We start from the raw sequence: 12,090 nt of genomic DNA on the forward strand, positions 1-12,090 counted from the left end.
TCTATGAACACCACCAGTGGTCAACACCCTGTGCCCAGTATTTTATTCGGCCAGAATCAAGCAGAACTAATCGTTATTGAGGTTCTTGCTGATATTTTTGAGACTACCGCGACGCGTTTACCCAATCAAATCGCTTTGATTTTTGGCGAACGCAAGCTTAGTTATTTTGAACTGAATAATAAGGCGGATCTTGCGGCCTCACATTTGATTGACCATGGCGTTAGTCCTGGGCAGATTATTGGTCTTTGGCTGCCACGCGGCATAGAGTTGCTGGTGATGCAGTTGGCTATTGCTAAAACTGGCGCTGCTTGGTTACCCTTTGATGCAGATACGCCAGCAGAACGAGTAGTTGTTTGTTTGAGTGATGCAAATGCTTTTGGCCTAATTAGTTGTGATACGTTTATCAAGCAGTTAGGCAGTTTATCTACCACAACATGGGATGCTGAGAGTTTACTTAACCCAGCTAAGCAGACGTTAAAAAGACGTGTTGGCGCCTTGCCTGAGCATCCTGCTTACGTGATTTACACTTCCGGTTCTACTGGTAAGCCTAAGGGTATTCTGGTAAATCAAGGCTCAATCTGTCATTTCTTGCGTAGCGAAAACAGTCGACTAGGCGTTACCACCTCAGATCTTGTTTATCAAGGTTTCTCAGTGGCATTCGATATGTCTTTTGAAGAAATCTGGATTAGCTACCTTGTGGGCGCTACGCTATGGATTGCACCAAAAGAACTAGCGACCGATGCAGACGCATTGCCACAAGCTTTATTTGAGCAAAAAGTGACGGTACTGCATGCGGTGCCAACTTTACTAGCATTGTTCAATCGTGAGTTGCCCAATCTGCGTATTGTTAACCTCGGTGGCGAAGCTTGCCCTGAATCTTTGGCCAATAAATGGGCTACTCCTGAACGTCAAATGTTTAATACTTACGGGCCTACGGAGGCGACAGTATCGGCTTCATTGGCTCAATTGCAAGCTAATGAAGCAGTGACTATCGGCCTGCCGCTACCTAACTACATATTGCTCGTAGTTGATCCTGATCCGTCGGTTAGCTTGCGCTTACTTGATCGTGGCGAAACCGGTGAGTTGTGTATCAGTGGGCCAGGTGTAGCAATTGGTTATCTTGGACGACCAGACCTTACTGCCGAGAAGTTCCTAAACAACCCATTTGCAACGGGACAGCATGACCAAAGGCTCTATCGCACGGGTGATCTTGCAAGAATTGATGAGGCCGGTCGAGTTCAATGTTTAGGTAGAACTGATGATCAAGTCAAAATTAGAGGTTTTCGCGTTGAGCTAGGCGAGATTGAAGCCGTGCTTTGCGCCCAAGATAGCATAGGAACTGCTGCGGTAATTTTACGACAAGATGATGGTATGGAGCGTTTAGTCGCTTATGTCGTGAGCGAAAGTGGCGAAGGTATTGCGGCGTCGCAATTACGTGTAGCTTTAGCCGAAACCTTACCGCCTTATATGGTACCAGCCTATTTTGTGACCCTCGCAGAAATGCCACGCCTTACTTCCGGGAAGATTGATCGGAAAGCCTTGCGAGCTTTACCTTTAAGCGTGTTGGCAGATGAAAACAGTGATTCAGATAGCCCAGAGAACCAAGCTGAAGAAGTTCTGTTTACTGCCCTAAATAGACTTTTCCCTGGTCAATCGATACGTCGCGAAGCCGATTTTTTTACTGATTTAGGTGGTCATTCGCTATTGGCGGCTCGGTTAGCTTCGGCAATACGAGCTAATGAAACGTTTTCTAGTTTTACCGTGCGTGATGTTTATCAACATCGCCAAATTGGGCGTATCGCCGAAATTTTAAATGAAACGCCCGCTAATTTACCCGTTGTAGAGTCTACTTGGGTGCCACCATCCACGACTAAACGATGGCTATGTGGTGCGGCGCAAGCTGTAGTGGTGCCAGTGTTGGTGTTGTTGCGCATGTCACAGTGGTTGGCCTCATTTTTTACTTACCACTTCTTTACTGGTGACCCGGGCGACTCTATCGCGGAAGCTATTGCAGCTTCCATAGGCGTATTTCTTCTAGTCACAGTGCTTAGTTTTGTCGTGGCAATCTTTGGTAAATGGCTGGTTGCAGGCAAGCTTAAAGCTGGACGCTACCCGTTGTGGGGGGTAACTTACTTCCGCTGGTGGCTGTCTGACCGCTTAATTGAAGGCGCACCTTTGTATATGTTAGGCGGCTCTTCGCTATATGTGTGGTGGCTGCGTGCGCTTGGCGCGAAAGTTGGCCGTGAGGTTAATATTAGTTCAGTTTCGTTACGTGCTCATGACTTATTAGAAATCGCTGATGGCGTCAGTATTGGCAATGCGGTCAATTTAGAAAATGCCAGAGTAGAGCATGGCGAGTTAATCTTAGGCAATATTTTCATTGCTAAGGAAGCCTGTGTCGATTCCTATGCGGTATTGGAAGGCAATACCAGTGTAGGAGAGTACGGTCGTGTTGAAGGCCTTTCTGCATTGAGTGATGGTATGCATGTGCCAGCGAAGCGTATTTGGAGCGGTTCGCCAGCAAAAGATATGGGTGCTTTTGATGAAAAGTCACACGTGCCACGTCCTGAAGTTTCTAAAGTTCGCTTATTTTCAGAAGCTGTATTTTTTATATTTGGCGTGTTAGTTACAGCGGTGCTGTTTTTCATACCGATTTTCCCCAGCATGATGTTGGTCGATCGTATGGATGAAAGTTATCCATGGCTTGAGCATGGCAGTACCTCATTTCAATTAGTTAAATACTTCTTCTTAGCATTTCCAGCTATTGCTGTGCTAATCGTCTGTACAGCTTTGATTTCTGCGGCATTACGCTGGGTAGTCTTAATGCGTTTAAAAGCTGGTCGTTGGCCAGTGCACAGCAATGTGTATTGTCGCCGTTGGTTGGTTAATCAAATTCAGGAATCAAGTTTAAACATTCTGCATGGTGTTTACGCTACCGTATATGCGCCATTTTGGTACCGGTTATTGGGTGCAAAAGTAGGGCGCGATGCTGAAATCTCCACAGCGCAAGGCGTTGTGCCAGATTTACTGACGCTGGGAGATGAATCATTTATCGCCGATGGTGTCATGTTAGGTGATGAGTCTATACAAGGTGGCTGGATGCAGACCCAGCCGACCGTTATTTCCAAACGCAGCTTTGTTGGCAATGGTGCTTACATCCCGGATGGTACTGTCATTCCTGAAAATGTCTTAATAGGCGTTCATTCACGTGCACCTAGCAATCAAGTGATGAGCAAAGGCGACACTTGGCTAGGTTCGCCAGCTATTAATCTATCTGCGCGGGAAGAAACCATTGGAATGTACCCTGAATCGCTGACATTCCGCCCATCAATGTTGCGTAGAATAGGGCGCGCATTAGTGGAGGCTTACCGTATTGTGACACCACACGCCGTGGTGATTGCTGTGGGTTACACCGTAGTGCTTAATGCCATGCCTTATGCTGCTGCTGCGCAATGGTGGATAGTAGCTTTACACTTGGTTGTAGCTGGACTGTTGTACGGCTTGGGCGGCTTTGTTTTTATCGCAATCCTTAAATGGATACTGATTTTTCGCTACGACAAGCGCTCTCAGCCAATGTGGACGCCTTTTGTTTGGACGTCGGAAGGTATCACTAACCTTTATGAGGGCCTTGTGGTGCCTAATTTTATGCGCTATTTACGCGGCACTCCGTGGTTGCCCATGGCATTTAACTTGTTAGGATGTCATATTGGACGAGGCGTGTATTTAGATACCACTGATTTGACCGAATTTGACTGTGTAACGATTGGCGAATACAGCGAACTCAACGCGCTTGTATGTCCGCAAACCCATCTGTTTGAGGACAGAATCATGAAAATTGATCACGTGAATATCGGCAAGCGAGTGAGTATCGGTGCGCGTAGTACTGTACTTTACAGTGCCCACGTGGCAGACAACGTCAAGTTAGGGCCACTCACATTGGTGATGAAAGGCGAAAGTATTCCTGCTAATTCGCGTTGGTGGGGCTGTCCAGCGATTCCAGATCGGTCATAAATGCTTCAGCAGCGGCTTTCTGTATTAGAGTGGCCAAATGACGCAGGCAAACTAATTCCAGAAAATGGCTTGCTTGTCATTGCCTTGCGAACATCGCCAAACATGCAACGTGCAGAAGCTAGGCAGTTAGTGCGAGTCGCGGTTCAAGAGGTGTTAGCTTTATTGCTGCATTGTGATGTGAATGAAATAGACTTGCTTTCTCAAGCAGGTCAAGCAGTTAAGCTACTAAATAAAAATCACAATATTGGGCTTTCTATTAGCCATGAAGTTGGGCTGTCACTGGTCGCAATCAATATGAGTGGCTCTGTTGGTATCGACTTAATGGTGATCAATAGTGTTCCTGATGACGCAGAGTTACGAACGCTAGCCATTGAGTATTTGGGTGTAAACATTGCGGAACGTATTCTTAACGGGCCAATACAGGCGCACAAAGAAGCTTTTGCAATGGCATGGACCGAGTTTGAAGCCAGCCTAAAAGCGAAAGGTGAAGCATTAATCGAATGGAGCGCAGCTAGAGATGAAAAACTTGAAAGCCTCAATGTTTGTAGCTTAGTTCTAGATAATGGCTATGTCGCTGCTATAGCTTACTAAGTAGCTGTCAGATGCCTTCACTTTAAGCCTGCCAAACTCCAAAACCTGCACTGCGTAAATCGATGCCAATCTCAACCTCCATAGTGGCAGCTTCATCATAGGTCATCGGATTAAAACCTTCGTACAAGTCTGGCAATAGCCGTAAGCCATATTGTTTTGCATATCGGTTAGATTGAATGCCAGCCTTATGTTTGTCAAAACGCACATCAGGATCTAAGCCGGTCATGCCTACATATACGCAAGGTTTTCCGCTGATGTAATTGGGGTTACATTTGATGAATTTAGCCTCAAACAGCACGTCTTTAGATAACTCAATAACATAAACGTTGTGATGTGCACGGCGAGACATGCGTGATTAGAATGCATCACCATCATGTGACTCATAAGCATCACGCAGTCTTGCGTTAATCGCATCTATGTCATCATCAAAGGACTGACTCGGAGCAGGTTTATCCGTTTTTGCAGTGGTGGGTTTAGATACAGATAGAGCTGGGGCGGAAGTAGGGGCGTTTGTGAACCATTTCTCAAATGGCGCTGCTTCAACGCCTTGTGGTACATACCAGTGTTTTGATTCTGCATTCCAGCGTGCGCCTAGCGATTTAGCTTGGTCTTTCTCATTGAATGGTACTTTTAGTGCAATATTGGTTGCTGCGGTCATTTTCTTCCTAAGGTTTTTGCATTACTGCTTTTAGATAATGAGTTTCTTGAAAAGAAGCATTATAGCTAATTCTTAAAACAACTTCATACCAGCGCTGCGCTTGCTCTCAAATGATTGAGGGCAAGTTATCCTCACAAGTTGAGTATTTCGATTAAGTCCCGCAGAATGTTTTGTAAGGCATTGCAGTTGGTAAAGGTGGGTTACGATAACTCATGTGGCTAGCATCGTCTTTGAACGGCTGCGACAGTACTTCAAGCAGCTTTTCTAGCACGGTAAAATCACCTGATTCTGCTGCGCTTAATGCAGCTTCTACTTGATGATTGCGTGGAATCACCGCAGGATTAGTCTTTAACATCAATGCAATCGCATCATCCAAACTTGCAGTCTGACTTGATAGCCGTTTACGCCATTGATGATGCCATGTGATGAAATCAGGCGTATCTATATTCTTTTCAGCTGATATAGGCGTATTCACCACCAAGCTTGAAGACAGGTCTCGGAACGTGTTGGTATAGTCGATACGATATTTTTTCATGCAGTTTAGCAGCTCTTCTATTAAGGTAAGGTCGTCAGGCTCTTCTGTAAGTAAGCCTAACTTCGCCCGCATGCCAGCCAGCCAATACTGCTGATATTTATCTGAAAATGCCTTAAGAGCTTTTTCCGCAAGTCTTATAGCTTCCTCTAAATCTTGATGTATTAGTGGCAGCAATGTTTCAGCAAATCTCGTCAAATTCCATTGCGCGATAGGCGGCTGGTTACCAAAAGCGTATCGACCTTGCTGGTCAATCGAGCTAAAAACAGTTGCAGGATCATAGCTATCCATAAATGCACAAGGCCCAAAATCGATGCTTTCGCCACAAATTGACATATTGTCGGTATTCATCACACCATGAATAAACCCAATATGCATCCACTGCGCAATCAATTTTGCCTGTTTATCAATCACGGCATTAAGTAGCGATAAATACTTATTTTCAGTGCTTATACACTCATGAAAATGCCGATTTAAGGTGTAGTCCGCCAGTGTTCTTATAATCTCTGGATCATCATGTGATGCGGCAAATTGAAACGTTCCCACTCGAATATGACTAGTAGCTACTCGCGTTAAAATAGCGCCAGGCAGAATGCTATCTCGATACACAGGTTCGCCCGTAGTTACCACAGCTAAGCTGCGCGTAGTGGGTATCCCCAGCGCATACATTGCTTCGCTAATGATATATTCCCTAAGCATAGGGCCAAGTGCCGCACGGCCATCGCCACGCCGCGAATAAGCCGTTACACCCGCGCCTTTAAGTTGAATATCGTAACGATTAGCTTCTGGCGTTAAATGCTCTCCGAGTAATATAGCTCTACCATCGCCAAGCATGTTCAAGTGACCAAATTGATGTCCCGCATAAGCCTGTGCAATAGGCTCAGCGCCTGTAGGTATTGTGTTGCCAGAAAATACCAAACTTGCTTCATCTTCTAATAAAACTTTAGCATTTAACCCCAAAGTAGCTGCTAATGATTGATTGAACAGCACGATATGCGGCGCTTTAACTGGCGTCGGCTTTTGCTTAACAAAGAAAGTTTTAGGTAGTCGCGTGTAGCTATTATCAAAATTCCAGCCCGATGAGGTTACTGAGATTTTTTTAAAAGCCTCATTTAAGTCTTGTTTTGAATCTTTCAATTGGTGTAATCCTTACTAAATTACTGGGATATTTATTAACTTTGATAATAACGATTCATTCTGAAAATGAGAAGCTTTTATGTATTAAGTACGGCTGTTTAATTAAGACTATATTCGGCTTAAAATAATTCAGCTTGTACCCCTGGCGGCGGCGCTAAAAGCTCGTCCACATCAATCTCAAAGATACCAAGCTTGCCTCGACATGGCATCAGCGCTATAGGGCGTGCTTGCTCAAACAGAAAGCCAAAATATTCCTGATGAACTCCACCAAAGTGAGCGCGTTGCTGACGGTTAATGCCTTTTGGCAGCTCTCCAGGTCGGCAGCAAAGCACTAAGTTAGCAATGCCCACCACGCCACCGTATTCAAGCTTGTCTTTATCAGGTAATGGAATATCAGTATTGGACTTAAGGTAATCGTAATACACCTCATACAGACCTTTACTTGCGTGAATCAGCATCGGCCCACGGTATTGGGTTCCCCAAGTGCGGTCATCCACCAGCAGATAGCCATTTGCAATCAGCCATGCATAGGGCTGCTTGAGTGAAAGCGCTTTTGTTAGACCTTTAGGAAATAGGGTGGGAGTGTTGGACATGTTTAATTTGCTTCTTTCTGAAGCCTTAAATTTAGCGGCATTTTATCAGAAAATAAAACCCATCGTATTTCTGATAGGTTTCTCATGCGGGGTTTTCACAACACTCAGCCAAGTAAAAATAACTTTTTAGATAGATGTCAGGTTCTTGTAAGCAAAGTCATGCAATATGAATCCTAGAAAATTAGTTTTCCCAAATTATTTACAAGCTGAGGGTAATAAATATATGGCAATGATGGCTGGCATTCATTTAGACAGTACGATGCAACTTACTAACTTGCTGGAGCTAGGCAAAGATTATTGCAGCGATCATTTAGGTCGCTTTTTTCAAAACAAATATTCGCAACTTGCGCCTGTGGCTAATAAATTTGAAATCCCTGCTAAGCTTGCTACAAAGAATGAGCAAGACTGTTTTGCTATCTGTGTAATGATGAATAATCATATTGTAGACATAAAATATTTCAGCGAAATATTTCAAGATTGGGATAATAATGCGCACCTAGAAAGCTCATCGTCAAAACAAAACTCGGAGAAATTCAGCACATTTATAAACGATCATAGATTGCTATCTGTCATCAAGCGATTTAAGAAAATTAATGATGAAATTGTGATTGGACGATGCCTAGGTCGCGAATTCACCGCCATTTATTAACTTTCTGAATCGTCAGGAAAATTTAGCAATACACGCTCAACATTAATACGACCTTCAACATCCTCACATTTCGTTCTTACAAGTTTCCACACTAAATGCTCAGTGTGGAAATTTAGTCTGTATGGCACATGCCAGTCATTTTATAATGACGTACAATGAAGTTTTTCAAGCTAATGTTCAGCAGTAACATATATTTCCCATGAGTAAAGTTAGTTTATGATCTCGCAATTATCGATGCAAGCAACAGGCGCATACTGGCAGTTAATCACGCAACTTGGCTCATCAAGCTTATTGTTTCCTGTGTTAGCCATCTCAGTGGCTACGCTTTGGATTTCCAATCAAAAAGCGGCTATTTATCTATGGCTAACAGCGCTTACCTTAGCCGTTACTGTTACGCTCGCCACTAAATTGCTTTTCCTAGGGTGGGGAATAGGCGTCGCCTCACTAGACTTTACCGGTGTGAGTGGACACACATTGCTAGCTACTTCCATACTACCGATATTGTTTTTTTCAGTGGGTGGGGGCGCGCAAACTAAATTAAAAAACATTGGTTTATGGTTTGGTCTATTACTTGGCTTTGCAGTAGGCGTATCTCGCGTTGTCCTTGGTATGCACAGTATTAGCGAGGTAGTTGCAGGCTGGGTTTTAGGGCTAGCTGTATGTGGTGTGGCAATTTACGCCATAAAAAGTCACCGTCAGGGCTTAGTCTACCTACAATTATTGATTCTGAGTCTGCTGCTTGTATTTGGCTCAACTACACCAAACTATATTCCAGCGCACGATATGTCGGTAAAGCTAGCCTTGTATTTATCTGGTCATGACCAGCCGTTTACACGAGCCTATTTGAGTACGACACAAACTTCCAGTGAGTTTTGATATTGCTGAGTCGTTGCTATTAGTTACGCTATTTCTTGGTTTTCTGTATATTGCAGCGTTCAGTTAAATACATCATGACTTCATGTAAGTTTTCATCTGAACTATCAAGCAGGTAGGGTGAGGCTTCATCTATAAATTCATCCCATAACGACGTAAGTTGCTCTATATCATCATGCGGCGCTATTTTAATTAAATTAAGCACTTCATTTTGTAAAAGACCATTTTCGCGGATGTTTAAAACCGCTTTTTTAGCTTCAAATATTTTTAACGAGGTTTTACGAGCTACTCCAGCTGCTGCGCAGAGAAATAAGGTTAGAAGTAACGAGTCTTCATCATTGCCGCTTGCATCAATGTCGCCAGTAAGTGCAAACCAGTCCGCTGAAAGCGCTTTGTCGAATCTACTCACTTCATTTAGCTGGTCGTGCAAGTAAAAGTATTTATTGTGTTTAAGGTCGTTTAGCACTGATTCTAAGCTAATCGCTTGATTCACTATTTTAGGAATATCTTCATTCTGAATGCTTTGTAGAATTGCTTTGGTATAGGCTTGATACTCAGCGGGCAGATCATCCATAAATCTGCTTGAGCAAGTCACATCACCTAGGAGCGCCCACTCTTGACGAATTGAGGTGAAAATCTCGAATAAGGTGTTTTCGTCAGGAAATTTAGTTTTATTAGCGATGTTTTTTTTTGCACCGTAAGCCAAAGATAGCAATGATGTACGAATAACATGTTGAGTCGATGCGTGCATCTCGTCTAATTCACTGGTAGTCGCCCCAAGTTTCTTGACCAGCAATGCAGCTAAATTGATGTGATTTTTATACCGTTCGCAATCTTTAAATGTTTGTCTATATTTAGCTACAGACAATTCTTTGCTTAAACATTTTTTTAGGAACTCACGTTCAGAATCAAGCCGAGATGAGCCGAAGTGCTCATCTTCAGGCATGCTGTAAAGCGCTTTTAGCATTTGTGAGCCGCCGCGCGAGAGCGCTCGAAATGGTTTGTCTTTTAAAAGTTGCGCGGCTTTATCTAGCTCACCATCTGTTGTATCTTCAAGATATAAGCTGACCAAACTCACCATGCGCTTCATGGATACTTCTAGGTTCTTTCTCAGGTGCCTGGATTCATCAAAATATTCGGCAATCTGTAACGAGCCTGTGGCGGCATCATTGATTATTTCAGTTAACCGAGCTTGATCGATGATATTGTTGTAAACCGCATATTTAAGCGCCTTTTCAAAGAAAGGTGCGTTGTCATAGGCTGCAACAGAATGAGTATTTTGGGTGAGTGCCATGAGTGATTATTTAATGATGCAAAGGCTGCATATTCAGCAAATAGTGCCTAAATTGCAGAGTCTTCATCCTCTTCCTCTTTAGGTGTTTTTTCCTCAGGGGTCGTGTTCTCAATAGCCTCGTCATCATCTTCACCACTAAGCACAACTTCAGGGATGATTCTCTCCTGAAGTTTGGCTTTTAAGAGGACAAGGACTATATTGTAAATGTCTGAGTGCTCATGACGTAGTAACCATGTGAGCTCTTTCCAGTCATGATCGCTAATTTCTGAGCGTGATATGTCCTCAGTATCAAGTGCGGCAAATGTCTCTCCAACAACTTCTTCTGCACGATCTGAAAGGTAATCAGCGAATGTCTCATAACCAAATTCAAGTTCGGCGATTGCCTCTATGAACTCACTAGCATCAGCATCTTCGCGAAAAATGACCGAATTCATCATTCCGCGCAGTTGTTCGTGTGACATATCTTTATAGAGACGCTCTAAAACAACCACACGCGCAAATTGCTCAGGTGTAATCAATAAATTCAATAGCGACTGTTTAGACGAGTCATACTCGCGAATAACAGCTAATAAATCCTTCGAAGGAATATCATCAAGCACCTCAATCAAGGCGTTATCACCCTCAGTTTCTACTAGGGCAGTGAGGATGGCCTCGGCTCTCACTATGTCGCCAGACTGAATAAGGTTAGTTGCTTCTACAACGACTAAATGTGTCATTTTTATCCTATTGTATTGACTAAAATTTACTAGTTGATGCGCCTAATGACTGTCGAAGCCGTGCTCAGATAGCCATTCGCCACCTGATTCAGCAAGATCATCTGACTCTTCAGTTTCCATTTCTTCAATAGCATCTTCACTCACTTCATAAAGCGCATATAAGTGTTCTAGCATGACGGTGGTTAATAAAAAGTGCTCTCCGCCAGCTTCAACTTTTAACTTTTCAACGATACTTGTTGCCCAAGGCTGAAACTGCACGCTGGATGATATGGCATCCCATTTTGGAAACATAGCCGGTTCTTTATCAAGATAACTCATAATGGTTTCTGATTTTTTAATCACAACACTTTTATGAAAAACAATCGCCATCATTTCAGGGTTAGTTGCCATCATAGGCATTAAGTCCTGTATTTGAGAGCGCTTCTCTTTAAGGCGATCTGCCAATACGTCCTCGCCACCGGAGTCAGTTTTAAAGTCATTAATATCAGCCACATAAGTAGCCATTAGGTCAGTAAAGTAACGCGATATTCTCATTGTTTTAATATTCCATCTATGTAGTACTGCCAAATTTCATGTGCGGTGTCTATCGGACTATCCAATAGACTGCGCCTGCGGTTTTCGTCGTACGTTTTTCTTTTATCGGGATCAGAAAGTATTTCGTAGGCTTCCTGCACTTGTCTAAACTTTGCAGGAGCGTCACTTGCTGAATTCTTATCAGGATGGTATTGAGATGCCATCTTGCGGTAGGTGGTTTTTATTTCAGCTAAGGTCGCGTTAGCGGTAAGGCCTAAAACTTCGTAGTAATTTTTCAATTTTATCCGCCAAGTTTAGAGATGCTAAGAATAGTGTTTATATTACTTAAACTAGACAAATTATTTTTAAATTTTGCGTGACGCTTAGTAATTTAGAGCTAAAACGAAAAAGCCCCACATTGCTATAGGGCTTTTTATATATTTGGCTCCTCGACCTGGGCTCGAACCAGGGACACACGGATTAACAGTCCGTTGCTCTACCGACTGAGCTATCGAGGAATAAT

Annotated in this window: 12 protein-coding genes and 1 tRNA gene; 4 read left to right on the forward strand and 9 right to left on the reverse strand. The window is 43.3% G+C overall.

The features are described 5' to 3' along the window. Positions 1–3: 3 nt before the first annotated feature. Positions 4–4,011, forward strand: coding sequence for a Pls/PosA family non-ribosomal peptide synthetase (locus tag PSU72_RS10495; protein ID WP_300432381.1), 4,008 nt, complete (start codon positions 4–6; stop codon positions 4,009–4,011). Then, positions 4,012–4,602, forward strand: a complete 591-nt coding sequence (locus PSU72_RS10500) for a hypothetical protein (RefSeq protein WP_300432382.1) — start codon at positions 4,012–4,014, stop codon at positions 4,600–4,602. It abuts the gene before it with no gap. A gap of 22 nt (positions 4,603–4,624) precedes the next feature. Here PSU72_RS10500 and PSU72_RS10505 read toward each other — a convergent pair whose 3' ends face one another. From PSU72_RS10505 to PSU72_RS10520, 4 genes are all read right to left on the reverse strand, one after another. After that, complete coding sequence (locus tag PSU72_RS10505) at positions 4,625–4,951, reverse strand: hypothetical protein (protein ID WP_300432384.1); 327 nt, start codon at positions 4,949–4,951, stop codon at positions 4,625–4,627. Between the two features lie 6 nt (positions 4,952–4,957). Next, positions 4,958–5,260 (reverse strand): DUF5710 domain-containing protein, encoded by a 303-nt coding sequence (locus PSU72_RS10510; RefSeq protein ID WP_300432385.1) that lies wholly within the window; start codon positions 5,258–5,260, stop codon positions 4,958–4,960. Between the two features lie 151 nt (positions 5,261–5,411). Continuing rightward, the gene (locus PSU72_RS10515) at positions 5,412–6,929 is read right to left on the reverse strand and encodes a protein adenylyltransferase SelO family protein (protein WP_300432386.1); all 1,518 of its coding nucleotides are present in this window, start codon (positions 6,927–6,929) and stop codon (positions 5,412–5,414) included. Positions 6,930–7,048: 119 nt separating this feature from the next. Further along, positions 7,049–7,522 (reverse strand): hypothetical protein, encoded by a 474-nt coding sequence (locus PSU72_RS10520; RefSeq protein ID WP_300432388.1) that lies wholly within the window; start codon positions 7,520–7,522, stop codon positions 7,049–7,051. A 166-nt stretch (positions 7,523–7,688) separates the two neighbouring features. Between PSU72_RS10520 and PSU72_RS10525 the strand changes: the two genes are divergently transcribed. After that, complete coding sequence (locus PSU72_RS10525) at positions 7,689–8,171, forward strand: hypothetical protein (protein ID WP_300432389.1); 483 nt, start codon at positions 7,689–7,691, stop codon at positions 8,169–8,171. 216 nt (positions 8,172–8,387) lie between these two features. Next, complete coding sequence (locus PSU72_RS10530; RefSeq protein ID WP_300432390.1) at positions 8,388–9,047, forward strand: phosphatase PAP2 family protein; 660 nt, start codon at positions 8,388–8,390, stop codon at positions 9,045–9,047. A 28-nt stretch (positions 9,048–9,075) separates the two neighbouring features. Here PSU72_RS10530 and PSU72_RS10535 read toward each other — a convergent pair whose 3' ends face one another. The 5 genes from PSU72_RS10535 to PSU72_RS10555 form a co-directional block, all read right to left on the reverse strand. Continuing rightward, positions 9,076–10,338 carry a hypothetical protein gene (locus tag PSU72_RS10535; RefSeq protein WP_300432391.1) on the reverse strand — a complete coding sequence of 421 codons (1,263 nt, stop codon included), beginning with the start codon at positions 10,336–10,338 and terminating at the stop codon, positions 9,076–9,078. Positions 10,339–10,385: 47 nt separating this feature from the next. Continuing rightward, positions 10,386–11,054 carry a hypothetical protein gene (locus PSU72_RS10540; protein ID WP_300432393.1) on the reverse strand — a complete coding sequence of 223 codons (669 nt, stop codon included), beginning with the start codon at positions 11,052–11,054 and terminating at the stop codon, positions 10,386–10,388. Between the two features lie 42 nt (positions 11,055–11,096). Then, a complete protein-coding gene (locus tag PSU72_RS10545; RefSeq protein ID WP_300432394.1) occupies positions 11,097–11,588 on the reverse strand; it encodes a hypothetical protein in 492 nt (163 codons plus the stop codon). Next, positions 11,585–11,866, reverse strand: coding sequence for a DnaJ domain-containing protein (locus PSU72_RS10550; RefSeq protein WP_013148135.1), 282 nt, complete (start codon positions 11,864–11,866; stop codon positions 11,585–11,587). The genes PSU72_RS10545 and PSU72_RS10550 overlap by 4 nt, the downstream gene beginning before the upstream one ends. Before the next feature lie 143 nt (positions 11,867–12,009). After that, positions 12,010–12,085: transfer RNA gene (locus PSU72_RS10555), tRNA-Asn, on the reverse strand. Between the last annotated feature and the right edge of the window lie 5 nt (positions 12,086–12,090).

The organism is Methylotenera sp., assembly GCF_029945535.1.
In the GTDB taxonomy this organism is placed as follows: Bacteria; Pseudomonadota; Gammaproteobacteria; order Burkholderiales; family Methylophilaceae; genus Methylotenera.